The following is a 14,005-nucleotide window of genomic DNA, read 5'->3' as shown; positions in this document are numbered from 1 at the left end:
ATCCTGGAAAAGTACCTGGGAATGATGCGGGCACACAATCTCCTGCCAAACGACGCGATTATCCTCGCATCATGCAAGATAAACGAAATTAAAACACTGGCAACATTAGACGAAGACCTGAAGAGAGCTGCTTTGAAAGAAGGATTAAAACTCCTCTAACTCCCGCTCTCCATCCGCCTTTTTCTCCTGTTTCCGCTTGAGATCCTCTGTCTTTGTTCTCTTAGGCGGATGAAAGCCCCTGAGCTTCTCAAAAGTTCCCCACAGGCGCATCAGCTCCCCCCAGACTCCGGTATCGGGGGGGATTACGAGGACGTGGGCGGGTGGATGTATGTCCATCAGCCTGCCTATCGCCTTAGCGGGCGGCAGGTCTATCTGTGCGGCAACGTGCGCCCTGAACTTCTTCTTCGGTTTCTCACCCATTATCTGCTCAAAGGCCCAGTCAGACAAAGCCGGAGGGATTATCCTGGGGTCACCGCGAATCCTCATACCTCCATAGCGGACGAGGTCGGCTAAAGCCACGCTCGCCTTCTGAAAGCTGTCTGTCCTCACCAGAACGATCGTGTTTCTCATTGTTTCACCGGAACTTGCTCGGACGCTCCGACTTATAAACGTTGGCGGGCAAAAGGTTTAATTGTCACTAAACATCAAACCAAACCGGGTGAAAAACATGGACCCCCTCAGCGGGTTTTTTGGCTCCCTGCTGTGGTGGCTGTTCTTCCTCTACCTGCTGATGTGGCCCCAGCTTCAATTCAGGGCGCTCCAGGCGGCAAGGATTAAGCTCATGGCCCAGCTCGCTAAAAAGAGGAACTCAACGGTAATAGCCATGATACACAGGCAGGAGAGCGTCGGGCTCTTCGGAATACCGGTTTACAAGTTCATAAGCATTGAAGACAGCGAGGAGATTCTGAGGGCAATAAGGATGGCACCGAAGGACAGGCCGATCGATTTAATAATCCACACACCGGGCGGACTCGTTCTCGCCGCAACCCAGATTGCCAAGGCACTGAAGGAACACCCCGCCGAGACCCGCGTCATAGTTCCCCACTACGCCATGAGCGGAGGAACCCTGATTGCCCTGGCCGCTGACAGGATCATAATGGATCCGCACGCTGTTCTTGGGCCCGTTGACCCGCAGCTCGGCCAGTACCCAGCCCCGAGCATACTAAGGGCGGTAGAAAGGAAGGGCCCGGAGAAAGTGGACGACCAGACCCTCATCCTGGCTGACGTGACGGAAAAGGCGATAAAGCAGGTTAGGGACTTCGTTTACAGCCTCCTTAAGGACAAATACGGCGAGGAGAAGGCCAGGGAACTGGCTCAAACACTCACCGAGGGCAGGTGGACACATGACTATCCGATAACCGTTGACCACGCCAGGGAGCTGGGCCTCCACGTCGAGACAGATGTTCCAGAGGAAGTTTACGCCCTCATGGAGCTCTACAAGCAACCGATCAAACAGAGAGGTACGGTAGAGTTCATGCCCTATCCAGTAAGGCAGGAGGGCAAAAAGTGACCCTTTCCCTTTTTTCAATGGACAAAAGAACGCATTGGAACGATTTTTCATGCACCTCTGACCTAAACCTTTAAAAACTTCGCCCTTCATTTATAAAGGGGTTTTAAACCCACCACCCGGAGGTGTAAGCCTTGGTAGACATGAGCAGGGTCAAACTAAGGATTGAAAATATAGTCGCTTCTGTGGATTTGTTCGCCCAGCTGAACCTTGAGAAAGTTATAGAAATCTGCCCGAACTCCAAGTACAACCCGGAGGAGTTTCCAGGCATTATCTGCCGTTTTGATGACCCTAAGGTCGCTCTGCTGATATTCAGCTCAGGCAAGCTCGTCGTTACCGGGGCAAAAAGTGTTGACGACATAAAGATGGGTGTCAACAAGCTTATAGAGCTGCTCTCGAAGAAGGTTGGCACAAAATTCACAAAACCGCCCCAGATAGACATTCAGAACATGGTTTTTAGTGGGGACATAGGAATGGAGTTTAACTTAGATGCTGTTGCTTTAAGCCTGCCCAACTGTGAGTACGAGCCCGAACAGTTCCCGGGAGTTATATACCGCGTAAAGGACCCGAAAGCCGTGATCCTGCTGTTCTCATCGGGTAAGATAGTCTGCTCCGGGGCCAAAAGCGAAAACGATGCCTGGGAAGCCGTAAAGAGGCTCATACGCGAGCTCGAGAAATACGACCTCATAGAAGAGGAAGAGGAATGGTAAACTTTCCCTGCCTTTTAAGTTTCATTTCAGGTTAGGTGAAAGACTAAAGGAGAAGACGTCCTTTTCGTAGGCATCCCCCAGATCCTCCCTCATTCTAATTGAAGAGACAAAGGAGCCCACATCACTGAGACAGTTCTGGAGTTCCTGTGCGGTTATGTCCACGATCCCCGGTTCCAAAACTTTAACCGACTCAGGCAGATACCTTAGGAGCAACCCCACCAGCGACTCCAGGGGAGAAACCGCCTCCACTTCCGCCACCAGTCCTCCGTCCCCGGGATAAAGCTCCACTGAATTAACTCCCGCTCCTTCCAGCAGAAAGAGCTTTGGGATTATCTCTCTGGCCAGGGTTTCGTTCCCGGTCGAGAACCTAAGTCTGACCGAGTAGAGCAGGCTCCTTCCCTCATCAATCAGCTCCCACAGTTCCTCATCGTCAAACCCAATCTTTGGCTCGGGCAATTCCTTAACGTCAGGAACTGCAGGAACGTAACCTTTTTCCTTCGCGACCTTCCTGATCTCCCGTATCAGGTCATTCAGCAGGGAAGAAAGTTCCTCTGCCGGAAGCTCAATTTTTCCGGGCGAGAGGACTTCAACCATCGTCGGAGAGTACTCCGCCACCCTCTTAAAGAGGGCATCCAGCGGTGCTTTCAGGGTGACCTCCACAAGGGAGGAGAAGCGAAGTGGATCCATTGAGGGATCCTCGATTATCTCCCCCACCTCAAGTCTCTCCCCGGCCAACCCGCGCTTGACACGCTCAAGCCTCTCCTCAACGGCCTTTCTGCTTCTGCCTAAAATCTCCAGGTAGAGCTTTGCCTTGACCTCGGGAAGGGCCATGTTCACCACCACATGCCGGGATAACGCTTTTTCTGGTAAGTTCCAACGATCGGGATCTTCTCACCACAGTATCTGCACCTTCCATCGTTGGTAAGGTTGTACTCAGCTATCTCAAACCCATAGCGGACTATTAAAGGTTTGCCACACTTCGGGCAGTATGTGTTCTCCCCCTCGTGGCCCGGGACGTTCCCGATGTAGACGAACTTTAAGCCCTCCTCCTTAGCGACGCGGTGGGCCATTTCAACGGTCTCAAGCGGCGTTGGTGGAAGGTGTGTCAGCCTGTAGTGCGGGAAGAAGCGCGAGAAGTGGACGGGGGTATCATCACCGAGTTCTTCAACCACCCAGCGGGCGAAGGCGCGTATCTCCTCTTCCCCGTCGTTGAGCGTCGGAATTATAAGGTAGGTGAGCTCGACGTGGATTCCAAATTCTTTCTTCGCTATCACAGCAGTCCTCTTGCTGGGTTCCACGCCTGGAACGCCCGATATCTTCATGTAAAACTCGTCGCTGAAGGCCTTGATGTCTATGTTCATGGCATCTATGTAGGGAGCCAGCCCCCTGAGGGGTTCCTCGTTGATGTAGCCGTTGGTTATGAGGAGGTTGTATATCCCCTCCTTCCTGGCGAGCTTTGCCGTATCGAGCACGAACTCGTACCATATCGTCGGCTCGTTGTAGGTGTAGGCTATGCTCTCGCAGCCGTAGCGCTTTGCCATTGAAACTACCGTCTCCGGGCTCATGTCGTGAAGGTAGGGAAAGCTCTCATCCGCCTGGCTTATCTCCCAGTTCTGGCAGTGCTTGCAGTGCATGTTGCAACCGACGGTGCTTATCGAGAGGGCGCAGGAACCCGGCCAGAAGTGGAAGAGGGGCTTCTTCTCTACCGGGTCAGCCGCGATAGCGGAGACTTTACCATAGTTGAGCGTGTAGAGCTTTCCCCCGATGTTCTTCCTAACCCTGCAGGAGCCGCGCTTTCCCTCGTTGATTATGCAGTTGAGGGGGCAGAGTTTACAGCGGACCTTTCCCCCATCGAGCGGCTCCCAGTACATGGCTTCTCTCATGCTCTCACCAGTGAAAATAGGCTCAATCACGTTTAAGGTTTCCGTAAAGGGGGTAATACTCACGCATGGTGAGGAACTTTGCATTCTGAGACTTGTAGTGGTCTATGAGCATCCCGAGGAGCTCTATGGCCTTATCCCCGGTGTTGAACCTGCAGTCCCACCGTATCTTTTCCTTCCTCATCGACACGAACTCCCAGGGGTGGGCGAAGTAAACCCTGGGCTCCCTGAGGCGGGAGTGGATTATCCTCTGGAGCCTCCAGGGGAGCCTTATCACGGAGCTGGTCGTGGAAGCAGGCACCTCCAGAACGCTCCCGAAGAACTTTACACCGTCCCCGTAACCTTTATAGGTTGCCCTGGAGGAGTCGACGAGGACGCCGTTCTTCTCGAGGACTCCGTAATAGTAGTCGGGGAACTGCAGGTTGGGGGCGCGGAAAGAGACCACATCGCCAAATTCCCTGAGGACTTTGAGGGACTTCTCTATGGCTTTGGCTCCTTCATCCCTGGACAGCTTGTCGAGCCTTTCGTGGTTGTAGTTGTGGCTCCCGAGCTCATGCCCCCCGTCAACGACTCGTTTCGCTAAGTCAGGAAAGCGCTTCGCAACCTCAGCGGTGAAAAAGAAGGTCGCCTTTACCCGCTTCTCCTCCAGGAGGTCGAGGAGCTTCGGGAGGCCCTCTTCCATGCCCTTCGTCGTCGTTAAGTACGGCGGGCAGTCCTGCTCCACGTCGAAGGTTATTGAAACGATCATCCAGTGGCCCTCCTCCAGAGCTTATACAGAAGGTACCTCTTGTCGCTTCCATCGGCCATGTCGAGGGTTAGCCTGTAGACGTCGAGGATCCTCTTCAAAACGACTTCCCAGGAGAACTCCCTGGTAACGCGTTCCCTGGCTTTCTTGCCTATCCTTTCAATGAGCTCCGGATCAGCAAGAACATTCCCAAGCTTCTGGGCGATTTCCCCTTCGCTGTTCCCGAGGAAACCGGTTGTTCCGTCCAATACGATATCCGAGAGACCGCTTCCGTTCCTGCCAACCACCATCCTCCCTGTTGCCGAGCCCTCAAGACCGACTATCGAAAAGGCCTCAAGTATGCCTGGTATCAGGACCACGTCGGCCGCCCAGTAGAACTCAAGGAGCCTCTCACGGGGAATGAAATCGAAGACATTTGCACGGGAATCCAGACCGGTCATTTTGAGGTTCTTCTCAAACTCAGCCCTCATCTCCCCGTTGCCAACCGCTATGAGCTTTATCCTATCCTTTGAAACCCCGGAGCTCTTCAGCGCTTGGGCTACTATGAAAGGAATCCTGTGGGCCTGTTTTCTCTTCGTCATCCTGCCGGTGTAGAAGATGACTATCTCATCGGAAAGCCCGAGTTTTCTCCTGGCTTTTTCCCTCTCCTCGGGCTCCGGCGGGCGCCACTTCTCCACGTCGATACCGTTTGGAACAACCAGCACGGGCCTACCGTTCAGTCTCTTCCCGAGCAACCGCTTTGTATCCCTCGCCACTGGAGTGCTCACCGCGACGAAGAAATCCACGCGACTGAGGGAATACCTGAGCATGGGGCCTACTATCCGGTCAGCCCTGGGGTTTCCGTAGAAGGAGTGGTTGGTGGCAACGACCGGCACGTCGCGTATACCCCTGGACAGATTCGCCACGGCTATCGAGAAGGGGGAGTATATGCTGTGAACGTGGGTTATATCGAAGTGAACCTCCTTGTAGAACTGGTTTATCTTCCAGAGCTGGGAAGGGCCGACGCTTATGTGGTGCTTCTTCAGGTATATGGACGAGCCGAACCTGATGACTGGGTAAGGGAACCCGTCGTCCTTCGGGCCGAGGTGGCGGTAGTCGTGGGTTATAACGTAGGGTTCATGCCCGGCCTTTAGCAGGTTGCGGGCGAGCTCATCCATGTGGGTCTCAATTCCACCGATTTTAGGAAAAAACCAGTCACTGGCTATGGCGATTTTAAGGCTCTCCATATCTCCATTCCTCCGGAAGTAACCAGCACAACGAAACCAACGACCGTGCTGAGCACGTAGGACACCAAACGCTCCAAAAGGGTCACCGAGACCGCCATGGCCGGGGGAAGGCCAAAGTGCACCAGAGTACCAACCAGGCCGCCTTCTATGATGCCGACTCCCCCCGGGGTCAAAGCGACTAGGCCAAGGAGAAGGCTGGCTATTGAGATGATGACCAGGACGAGCACCCCCAGGTGAAGCCCGAGGGCGAGGGTTATAAGCTTAAGCCTGACTACATCGAGGATCCATATGACCGAGCTGAGGAGGATCCCCGCGAGGGTTACGCCGTGGCACCTCTTGAGGGACAATATTTGACCCAGCTCCTCCTCGCTCACGGGAGTCTTAAACACCCTGAGCGAGACCCTCACAAAGTCCTCCCATCTTATCCACACGAAGGCAATCCCGAGGAGGCCCAGAACAAAGAGGAAGCCCGGCATTGAGGAGAAGCAGAACATCCCCACGAGGAACAGGATAAACACCGGTACGGCCTCCAGGATGCGCTCGTAGACGATGCTCATAGCGGACAGCCCGGCGGGAACCTTTCCCCTCCGGCTTATCCACGCTATCCTGAGAACTTCACCGCCGCTGCGGCTCATAGGGGTTACGTTGTTCATAAAGATCGACGCGAGGATGGATTTGACGAGTTCGAGGAAGGGAACATCCTTCCCCATACCCCTGAGAACCAGCTTCCAGCGGAGGGCGTAGATTAGAACGCTGAGGTAGTAAACGAAGATAGCGAGCAACAGGTAAGGGAGGGAAACCTGTCCGAGAACTGTGAAGTACTTGTGGCCATCCCCCAAAACGCCCCCAAGCATCAAATTTCAAACCCCCGGGCATTCTCACTTTCTCCTCTGGGGAGGTAATGGATCGGGGGGTTATAAGCTTTATTTCCATAGACATCGAAACGAAAACAAAAGCTCAATCCCCGAGATCCCTGGAACGGTACTTCCCGACGGTTTTCCTGAGGGCCTCCGCCAGGTTTATCCCATAATAGTTGGCGATGGAGGAGAGGGCAAAGAGGACGTCGCCGAGCTCCTCCTCAAGCCTTTCCCTCCCGGCGCCCCCTTTAACGCCCTCCAGTGCAAGCATAACATCGGCCAGCTCGCCGACTTCCTCAACAAGGGCCGCCAGCATCTCGAAGGGCCTCCAGTAGCCACCCATGGACTTTATGAGTTCGTCCACTTCCTTCTGGCCTTCCACCCCAATCACCCGAGGAGCTCTTTCCTAAGGGCCTCGAAGTACCTCTCAACGACGTCCTTCTTTGTGCGGTAAAAACGGAGCTTCCCTTCCCTCCTCTCCTCAAGGAGGTCGAGGCCCTTCAGGGCGCGGAGGTGGTGGCTTACGAGCGTCTGATCCTGCTCAAGCGCCTTGGCGATAAGGCACACGCAGAGCCAGCGACCCCGGAGCATGCGGAGGATGCTGAGTCTCAACGGGTTCGATATGACCTTGGAGAACTCAACGACATCCTTCGGAACCTCCGTGGGGATGTCCTCGTCCAAGTTGACAAGGCCACACTTCTCAGTGCACTTCCCCACGCTCTCCTTCTGCTTTTCCGGAAGCCTCTCTATGAGTTCCCTAACCTTCATCCCCCATCACCTTAGACTAAAACCCCGCTTCACTATTTAAAAATTTCATTTGAAGCCAGATGCTCCCAGCCCCGAGGCCGAATGGGCCTCCCGTCTAAATAGACCCCGCTACCTTCAACGACCCGCCCTATAACTGAGAACTCGAAGTCAACCCCGGAAACCAGCTCTGGGGGGAGCGTGAAGACGAGCTCAAACTCCTCCCCGCTGGCTATGGCTATCTCGATGGGGTTCATCCCGAGGAACTCCGCCGCCTCAAAAACGCTCCCGTGGATAGGTATGCTCGAGGAGCGGATCTCAATGGCTACGCCGCTCATTCTGGATATGAGGTGCAACTCCTTGGCGAGACCATCGCTTATGTCTATGGCGGCACTCGCAACACCGCTCAGGGCCATTCCCTCCCGGACCCTCGCCCTTGGATTGAGGAACTTCTCGTACAGTGAGTTCCTGGTTCCTTCGGGCACTTCAACGCCCTTTTTCCAGACCAGGAGTCCCGCGAGCGCCCTTCCTAAATCCCCAGTAACGCAGACCAGCTCCCCAGGCCTCGCCCCCGAGCGGGTGAGCAACCTTTTCGTAATGCCCAGGGCGATGCCGTCTATGATTAAATCGTCGGTCTCGTTGGTGTCGGCGCTGAGGACGGCTATGTCATAGAACTCTAAGGCTTTCTCGATCCCCCTCGCGACCCCTTCGAGGTAGCTCTCTTCCATATCCCCTGGAACGCCGAGGGAGAAGAGGAAACCCAGGGGCTTTGCCCCCATGGCAGCAACGTCGCTCACGTTCATGGTTACCGCCTTAAAGCCAACCTGCTCGGGCGTCATTATATCCGGAACGTCCGTTTTTCTGACGAGCATGTCGTTTGTGGCAACAAGCCATCCATCACCGAACCTTATCGCGCCAGCATCGTCACCGAGTGGAAGGTCGCCCTGTTTCTTCAGGTGTTTGAGGAACAGCTCGATGATTTCGGATTCCCTCATTTCAGCACCTCCTTTGTCCGGAGAACCTTAAAACAGCTATTCTCAATGCAAAGTAGTTTTTCCTCATCCCTCAGTGATAGAAGGTCGCCGTCTCCAGTGACAAGAGCGTCCACGCCACTTTTAGCACAGGCCCAAAGTATGGGGTTGTCCTTGGGGTCTCTGGAGATTTTAGGGCCGCTACTGGTTTCAATAACCTCTAAAAACGCCGTGAGAATGGATATGTATCGTTCAATGCTTTCTTCCGGAAGGGAAAACTTTTCAATGAGAACCTTTCGCAGTTCGTAAACTACGTAATCTGAGATACAACATTCGTGAGAGCCGCGAAGACAGTCCCAGAGAAGCCTTCTCTTCGCACCCTGCCAGAAGTAAGCTGAGATCAGAACGTTTGTATCCAGAAAGAGCCTCATTTCCCGTACCTCACTTCCTTAATGGCCCTCTTAACGTCCTCAACTGTTATCCCCTGCTTCTTTGCCAATGTCTCCCCTTCCCTAAAAACCGCCTCCAGGTTAACGTCGAGCTTTTTCATTACGATGATGTCCCCCTCCTGGACCAAAAGAAGGTATTCCCCCTCCTTTATGCCCATTTTCTCCCTAACCCTCTTGGGAATGACAACCTGTCCCTTCGAGGATACACGAACGACTTCCATCATACCACCAGTAAGAAATTCTTACATTTTGGATTTAACCTTTTCGGAGGAACTCCGTTATGCTCCTCTGCCTTGGCTTTTCCACAGGGAGCTCAACCTCAACGCTATCAAGCTCGTCTATGGGGGCTTTTCTTATCTCCTCTGGCAGTTTAATCTCGCCGTACTTGCCGCCACCGCCAGGGATTACTATCAGCCTGCCCTCCCGGTGGGCCCACACTGCCTTTGCCACTTCCTCATGAACCCGGGCCAAAGCTTCAACGGGAACATCGACGAGAACCCTTATCTCGCTCCCGAACTCCCTCAGAAAGCGCTCCCAGATAGCCCTCACCGCACCCGTCTCGACGCCCTTCCCGATGACCATCGCTATTATCTCCGCGAGGGGTGCGAGGTGGATGTAGGGCGGCCTGTCCTTCGGCCTCTCCTCAGTGTCGGCCAGCTCGAGGATTCTGTCGTGAACGCCCTTCTTTATCCCGCCGCCGCACTTGGGGCACTTCCAGTGAAAGGCTTTAGCCTCCTCGAGGCTGTACTTTGTATAGCAGCGCGAGCAGGCGGTGAGGTGGTACTTCCCGAGGCGGGGGTCGAGGCCCGCGTTGAGGACGATTCTTCTTCCTCCGCGATTCAGGATCGCCTTTCTGATTTCTTCGAAGGTTATCTCCTCCACCTCAAAGCGGTTGAACTCCCTGCCAAGCCTGTGGGGCATTGGGGAGTGAGCGTCGCTGTTGCTGAGGTAAGTGAGCTCATGGTGAGCCTTTATCATGTCAGCCATCCCGCTGTCGGCTGAGAGGCCAAGCTCGAGGAAGTGGATTTTTGTATCGCCGTAAGCTTCCTTAAGGCTGTCATACTCCTTGTAGAGGCTCGTCCAGGGTGTAAAAGCGTGGGCAGGACCGATGAGAACGTCCAGCTCGCTGGCTAGCTCGGCTATCTCCACAGCTGAGAGGCTCACGTGCGGCCGTCCTTCGGTCTCGATGTCGCTCGAATAGGGCCTCAGCCTTTCCCGCATCTCCCGCACTGCCTCTATGCTCGGGAAGATTAGGAGGTGGTGAACCCTCCTACTGTCCTCGACCTCCGCCGTGAGGAGAAACCTGATTCCGTTCCTCTCGTACGTCCCCTCGTCGACTTTTTCCGTGTATTTGAGCAGTTCCTCCTCCCACCTCGGGTTCAGTATATCCCCCGTCCCGACCAGGCCGAGACCCTTGAAGCGGGCGTTTTCAGCCAGGTTGGGGATCGTCATGGCCCTTGAGACCGCCTTTGAGTACCGCGAGTGAACGTGAAGGTCGGCATCAACCTGCATGAAACCACCTCTTCTTAATCTCCGGTAGCAGGCGCGGTATATTGTCAGGCCTTATCTTTTTCGGTGGGGACACTTAAGCTTTTATATCCGACTTCCCAACCTGGAACGGTGAACGCTGTGAAGGTTGAAGGGTTCATCGCCTCTCTCAAAAACGCCGAGACCATCGGCGAGCTGTTCAAGATACTCCAGGGAAAGGGCGCTCCAGTCGTTGAGCTCGACGGCCAGAGGTTCCTCATCGTCGTCGAAGGCGACTTCGAGGGAAGGAGGTTCTGGACCGAGATAAACGGTGAGAAGGCCAACCTGGCCCTTGGCGATGCGATGCTGAACTCGTCAAGCTTCCCCTTCCAGTGCAAGAGGCCCTACACCGGTGGGAACGTCATCTTCGTGAACTTCGATGACATCGAGGTTGAGAGGTTCCTGGTTGCCTACCGCGACCCGGACTACGGGGTTTTCTACCCCGTTGAGGGCGGGGAGGCAAAAGAGATAACGAAGGAGGAGTACGAGAGGCTTCTCCCCGAAATGCCCGAGTTCAAAATAAAAAGCATGAGCGAAGAGCAGATGGAGACGATGGGAGCCTTCTTCGGGTGAAATGGAGAAAGGGCCTCACTGGGAGCCCTTTAGCTCCTTTATCTTCTCCTTGGTTTCCCTTATTCTCTCCGCCTTCTGTGCTGCCTTGCTTGCCCTGGCCTCCTCCATCTCCTTCCTGAAGGCCCACTTAAGGAGGGGCGGCGTTATCAGGACTGACACTGTGATGAATATCAGCGTCGCCGCTATGAACTTCGGGACGTTCTCTGGGCTTATGGCACCGCCGTGGATGGCCACCGTCAGGTCGACGAGGGCAACTTCAGTCCTCGGAACCGAGCCAATGCCCATCTGGAGCGACATCCAGGCGTTCTCCCTTGTAAAGAGAAAGTCCCTCCCCCTGCCCCAGGCCGTTATCCAGGCTCCAAAACCCCTGCCCAATACTTTTCCGACCACGGCTATAGTGGTTAGCACTGCCGCCAAAACGAGGGCATCCCCGTGCCCAAAAACCCTGAGGTCGAGCATTGCACCGGTATGCACGAAGAAGAATGGAATGAGCAGGCCGTAGCCTATAGCCCTGAGGTCCTCCATGAGGCGCTTTCCTTCCGGGAGCTTCGAGAGGATGAGACCCATCATGAAGGAGCCTTCGATGGCAGCGGCAAACCAGCCCTCCGCCAGGGCCGCGAAGAGGAACATCATCCCAATGACCATCCCGAGGATGCCCTTCTCGACGTGGAGCCTCTCCGCGAACTTAACATAGTAGTCTATGAAGTACCACCCGAGGACGCCGGTTATTATGAAGAAGACCACGATTTTAATGCTTAGATCCATCAAACTGCCGCTTCCAACGGCAAACACAATCAGGGCTATGCCGAGGAAGTCGTCCATGACGCTCGCGCTCAGCGAAGCCGCTCCGACCTCGCTCCTGAGAACGCCCAGATCCATCATCACCCTGACGGTCAGGCCTATGCTCGTGGCGGTCAGGAGGATACCACCGGCGAAGGCTTCTTTACTTGTGTAACCCATCACCCTCAGGGCGTACCAGCCGAGGGCTAACGGGACGAAAACTCCCAGGACGGTGGACACGGTCGCCGTAACGCCGGTTCTCTTTAGCTGTTCTATATCAGTATCGAGGGCACCGAGGAAGAGCAGGAAAATTATCCCCAGCTTTGCCAGGAACTCGGATATCTGAAAGATATCGGTGGTAAAACCCTGCCCGCTGACGATGGGCAGGTACTGGGGAGCGACGAGACCGAAGTAAACGAGGTTCCCGAGAAGTATACCCATTATAAGCTCGCCGAGAACGCCAGGAAGCTTAAAACGTTCGATTATGCTGTCCCCGATTTTGGCAAAGATTAGGGCAATACCGATCGTCGCCATGAGCCATGCTACTCCTTCCATTGGGCACCACCCACTTTCAACAGCCTCAAGAGCTCGTCTATCAGTATCCTCAGGCTCACTTCGCCGACCAGCTTTCCCCCCTCAACGACGGCCAGAACCTGGGCCCTGTATACTTTCATTTTTTTGAGCGTATCAAGCACCGTGGCGTCTCTTTCTATGGTGAGCGGATGCTTCTCTGCAACGTCCTCGGCCTTTGCGGCTCCACCGAGGAGGGACTTCATGCTTTTGCTCGTCATCCCCAGCTTGAACCCGTGTAATTCGGGAGGAAGGAGTATGTCGATTACGTCAAGGTACTTTATAATCCCGACCAGCTCCATGCTCTCCCAGTCCCTGACGACCCACACGTGGTGCCTGGCTCTGAGGATCTTCAGAACGTTTAGAAGGTCAGAATCAACAGTGACGACGGGCATCGTGGTCATTGAGGGTATTAAATCGGTCAACTTCATGGAGTAAAACTTTCCAAGGGCCGCCTCAACGTCCATAGCAATCCCCGCCTGAAATTTGGAGAGGTTTTTTTAAGGGTTTCTCCTAAAAGCAGAAGGGCACAGAAGAATTCACCCCTCTACGGATGTGTGAATAGAAAAAGCTAGCGGCTGAATTTTGCCACCGCACCGATGAAGTAGAAAAGCAGCTTTGCCGCAGCCAACGCTGTGGGATCCCCCAGCCTTTCGCCGGCCACTTCCATTATGTCAAAGCCGGCTATCCTCTTCTTTTTGGCAAGCCACTCAATGGCCTCAACGACGTCCCAAAAAGCCAGGCCACCCGCCTCGGGTGTCCCAGTTGATGGAACCACCGAGAGGTCAAAGACGTCTATGTCAACGGAGAGGTAAACCGGCTCCGGAAGAGAAGAGACGATGTCAACGAAGGCTTCAAAGCTGTAGTCCCTCGCGTGAACCCAGCGTATTCCGTTCTTTTCGGCGAACTCCACCTCCTCCCTGGTGCCGCTCCTTATACCGAACATCGCCTCCTTAACGCCGAGCTCGCTTATCCTTCTGGCAACGCAGGCGTGGTTGTAGGGGTTATCCTCATAGCTGTCGCGCAGGTCGAGGTGAGCGTCGAAGACGACGTAGCTCGCTGGCCTTAACGCTTCAACGGCGCCAAGGGTCTGGGAGTGTTCGCCGCCGAGGAGTATCGGAAGGGCACCCGGGTTGGCCCTCTTTATCCCTTCAATCGTCTCGCGCACCCTGTCGGCAGTTCTCCTGGAGTCACCGGCTACAACCGCGATATCGCCTACATCAGCTATGGAGAGCTCAGCTATGTCAACGTCGTAATCCAAAATGTAGCTCTCGAGGTTCAGCGTTGCTTGCCTTATGAGGGTCGGCCCAAAGCGGGCTCCGGCCTTGAAACTCGTTGTCCCGTCAAAGGGGACGCCCAGGATTATGAAACTGGCCCTTTCAGGCTCGACCAGGGGAAACTCAAGCTTAAGGGTCTCGTAGGTGTAGAGGAACTCCATGCCCTCACCTCCAGCCGGGGGAAAGGCA

The 14,005-nt window shown here is 54.7% G+C and carries 19 protein-coding genes; 4 read left to right on the top strand and 15 right to left on the bottom strand.

From position 1 onward, the window contains the following. Positions 1–21: 21 nt before the first annotated feature. On the top strand, positions 22–159 hold the full coding sequence (locus tag ACZ47M_RS08900) for a PIN domain-containing protein (protein ID WP_464883398.1): 138 nt from the start codon (positions 22–24) through the stop codon (positions 157–159). Here ACZ47M_RS08900 and ACZ47M_RS08895 read toward each other — a convergent pair. Beyond that, entirely contained in the window at positions 145–570 is a 426-nt protein-coding gene (locus ACZ47M_RS08895; protein ID WP_315341732.1) for a DUF356 domain-containing protein, read from the bottom strand. The genes ACZ47M_RS08900 and ACZ47M_RS08895 overlap by 15 nt on opposite strands. Positions 571–667: 97 nt before the next feature. Here ACZ47M_RS08895 and ACZ47M_RS08890 point away from each other — a divergent pair, with 97 nt between their 5' ends. Together ACZ47M_RS08890 and ACZ47M_RS08885 are read left to right on the top strand one after the other, a co-directional pair. Beyond that, positions 668–1,510 (top strand): SDH family Clp fold serine proteinase, encoded by an 843-nt coding sequence (locus tag ACZ47M_RS08890; RefSeq protein WP_315342252.1) that lies wholly within the window; start codon positions 668–670, stop codon positions 1,508–1,510. A gap of 131 nt (positions 1,511–1,641) precedes the next feature. Further along, positions 1,642–2,217, top strand: coding sequence for a TATA-box-binding protein (locus ACZ47M_RS08885; RefSeq protein ID WP_315341734.1), 576 nt, complete (start codon positions 1,642–1,644; stop codon positions 2,215–2,217). 21 nt (positions 2,218–2,238) lie between these two features. On the opposite strand, the gene ACZ47M_RS08880 is transcribed toward ACZ47M_RS08885, so the two are convergent. From ACZ47M_RS08880 to ACZ47M_RS08830, 11 genes are all read right to left on the bottom strand, one after another. Beyond that, a complete protein-coding gene (locus ACZ47M_RS08880) occupies positions 2,239–3,048 on the bottom strand; it encodes a WYL domain-containing protein (RefSeq protein WP_315342254.1) in 810 nt (269 codons plus the stop codon). 2 nt (positions 3,049–3,050) lie between these two features. Continuing rightward, positions 3,051–4,100, bottom strand: coding sequence for an AmmeMemoRadiSam system radical SAM enzyme (gene amrS / locus ACZ47M_RS08875; protein ID WP_315341736.1), 1,050 nt, complete (start codon positions 4,098–4,100; stop codon positions 3,051–3,053). A gap of 22 nt (positions 4,101–4,122) precedes the next feature. Then, on the bottom strand, positions 4,123–4,845 hold the full coding sequence (locus tag ACZ47M_RS08870; RefSeq protein ID WP_315341738.1) for a polysaccharide deacetylase family protein: 723 nt from the start codon (positions 4,843–4,845) through the stop codon (positions 4,123–4,125). Continuing rightward, positions 4,842–6,068: a glycosyltransferase family 4 protein gene (locus ACZ47M_RS08865; RefSeq protein WP_315341740.1), complete on the bottom strand. Its 1,227-nt coding sequence runs from the start codon at positions 6,066–6,068 to the stop codon at positions 4,842–4,844. Before ACZ47M_RS08865 ends, ACZ47M_RS08870 begins: the two co-directional genes overlap by 4 nt. Continuing rightward, positions 6,044–6,922 carry a lysylphosphatidylglycerol synthase transmembrane domain-containing protein gene (locus tag ACZ47M_RS08860; protein ID WP_315342256.1) on the bottom strand — a complete coding sequence of 293 codons (879 nt, stop codon included), beginning with the start codon at positions 6,920–6,922 and terminating at the stop codon, positions 6,044–6,046. The genes ACZ47M_RS08865 and ACZ47M_RS08860 overlap by 25 nt, the downstream gene beginning before the upstream one ends. Before the next feature lie 103 nt (positions 6,923–7,025). Continuing rightward, positions 7,026–7,307 (bottom strand): MazG nucleotide pyrophosphohydrolase domain-containing protein, encoded by a 282-nt coding sequence (locus ACZ47M_RS08855; RefSeq protein WP_315341741.1) that lies wholly within the window; start codon positions 7,305–7,307, stop codon positions 7,026–7,028. A 5-nt stretch (positions 7,308–7,312) separates the two neighbouring features. Next, complete coding sequence (locus ACZ47M_RS08850; RefSeq protein WP_315341742.1) at positions 7,313–7,693, bottom strand: ArsR/SmtB family transcription factor; 381 nt, start codon at positions 7,691–7,693, stop codon at positions 7,313–7,315. A gap of 32 nt (positions 7,694–7,725) precedes the next feature. Further along, positions 7,726–8,664, bottom strand: coding sequence for a thiamine-phosphate kinase (locus tag ACZ47M_RS08845; RefSeq protein ID WP_315341744.1), 939 nt, complete (start codon positions 8,662–8,664; stop codon positions 7,726–7,728). After that, positions 8,661–9,071, bottom strand: coding sequence for a putative toxin-antitoxin system toxin component, PIN family (locus tag ACZ47M_RS08840; RefSeq protein WP_315341746.1), 411 nt, complete (start codon positions 9,069–9,071; stop codon positions 8,661–8,663). Before ACZ47M_RS08840 ends, ACZ47M_RS08845 begins: the two co-directional genes overlap by 4 nt. Continuing rightward, a complete protein-coding gene (locus ACZ47M_RS08835; RefSeq protein WP_315341748.1) occupies positions 9,068–9,313 on the bottom strand; it encodes an AbrB/MazE/SpoVT family DNA-binding domain-containing protein in 246 nt (81 codons plus the stop codon). Before ACZ47M_RS08835 ends, ACZ47M_RS08840 begins: the two co-directional genes overlap by 4 nt. Before the next feature lie 31 nt (positions 9,314–9,344). Next, on the bottom strand, positions 9,345–10,601 hold the full coding sequence (locus ACZ47M_RS08830) for a TIGR00375 family protein (RefSeq protein WP_315341750.1): 1,257 nt from the start codon (positions 10,599–10,601) through the stop codon (positions 9,345–9,347). Between the two features lie 117 nt (positions 10,602–10,718). Here ACZ47M_RS08830 and ACZ47M_RS08825 point away from each other — a divergent pair, with 117 nt between their 5' ends. Further along, a complete protein-coding gene (locus tag ACZ47M_RS08825; protein ID WP_315342259.1) occupies positions 10,719–11,189 on the top strand; it encodes a hypothetical protein in 471 nt (156 codons plus the stop codon). Between the two features lie 15 nt (positions 11,190–11,204). On the opposite strand, the gene ACZ47M_RS08820 is transcribed toward ACZ47M_RS08825, so the two are convergent. The 3 genes from ACZ47M_RS08820 to speB form a co-directional block, all read right to left on the bottom strand. Beyond that, entirely contained in the window at positions 11,205–12,524 is a 1,320-nt protein-coding gene (locus ACZ47M_RS08820; RefSeq protein ID WP_315341753.1) for a cation:proton antiporter, read from the bottom strand. Beyond that, positions 12,512–13,006, bottom strand: a complete 495-nt coding sequence (locus ACZ47M_RS08815; RefSeq protein ID WP_315341756.1) for a CBS domain-containing protein — start codon at positions 13,004–13,006, stop codon at positions 12,512–12,514. Before ACZ47M_RS08815 ends, ACZ47M_RS08820 begins: the two co-directional genes overlap by 13 nt. 104 nt (positions 13,007–13,110) lie before the next feature. Then, entirely contained in the window at positions 13,111–13,977 is an 867-nt protein-coding gene (gene speB, locus ACZ47M_RS08810) for an agmatinase (protein ID WP_315341758.1), read from the bottom strand. Positions 13,978–14,005: the final 28 nt, after the last annotated feature.

It is taken from the genome of Thermococcus waiotapuensis, assembly GCF_055384795.1.
Note: the sequence above shows the minus strand (reverse complement) of the source record. Positions and strands in the feature narration are given on the sequence as shown.

Coding starts and splice junctions, on each gene's coding strand:
- ACZ47M_RS08900 (WP_464883398.1), top strand. CDS start 22: ATGATGCGGGCACACAATCTCCTGCCAAACGACGCGATTATCCTCGCA.
- ACZ47M_RS08895 (WP_315341732.1), bottom strand. CDS start 570: ATGAGAAACACGATCGTTCTGGTGAGGACAGACAGCTTTCAGAAGGCG.
- ACZ47M_RS08890 (WP_315342252.1), top strand. CDS start 668: ATGGACCCCCTCAGCGGGTTTTTTGGCTCCCTGCTGTGGTGGCTGTTC.
- ACZ47M_RS08880 (WP_315342254.1), bottom strand. CDS start 3,048: ATGGCCCTTCCCGAGGTCAAGGCAAAGCTCTACCTGGAGATTTTAGGC.
- amrS (WP_315341736.1), bottom strand. CDS start 4,100: ATGAGAGAAGCCATGTACTGGGAGCCGCTCGATGGGGGAAAGGTCCGC.
- ACZ47M_RS08870 (WP_315341738.1), bottom strand. CDS start 4,845: ATGATCGTTTCAATAACCTTCGACGTGGAGCAGGACTGCCCGCCGTAC.
- ACZ47M_RS08865 (WP_315341740.1), bottom strand. CDS start 6,068: ATGGAGAGCCTTAAAATCGCCATAGCCAGTGACTGGTTTTTTCCTAAA.
- ACZ47M_RS08860 (WP_315342256.1), bottom strand. CDS start 6,922: ATGCTTGGGGGCGTTTTGGGGGATGGCCACAAGTACTTCACAGTTCTC.
- ACZ47M_RS08850 (WP_315341742.1), bottom strand. CDS start 7,693: ATGAAGGTTAGGGAACTCATAGAGAGGCTTCCGGAAAAGCAGAAGGAG.
- ACZ47M_RS08845 (WP_315341744.1), bottom strand. CDS start 8,664: ATGAGGGAATCCGAAATCATCGAGCTGTTCCTCAAACACCTGAAGAAA.
- ACZ47M_RS08840 (WP_315341746.1), bottom strand. CDS start 9,071: ATGAGGCTCTTTCTGGATACAAACGTTCTGATCTCAGCTTACTTCTGG.
- ACZ47M_RS08835 (WP_315341748.1), bottom strand. CDS start 9,313: ATGATGGAAGTCGTTCGTGTATCCTCGAAGGGACAGGTTGTCATTCCC.
- ACZ47M_RS08830 (WP_315341750.1), bottom strand. CDS start 10,601: ATGCAGGTTGATGCCGACCTTCACGTTCACTCGCGGTACTCAAAGGCG.
- ACZ47M_RS08820 (WP_315341753.1), bottom strand. CDS start 12,524: ATGGAAGGAGTAGCATGGCTCATGGCGACGATCGGTATTGCCCTAATC.
- ACZ47M_RS08815 (WP_315341756.1), bottom strand. CDS start 13,006: ATGGACGTTGAGGCGGCCCTTGGAAAGTTTTACTCCATGAAGTTGACC.
- speB (WP_315341758.1), bottom strand. CDS start 13,977: ATGGAGTTCCTCTACACCTACGAGACCCTTAAGCTTGAGTTTCCCCTG.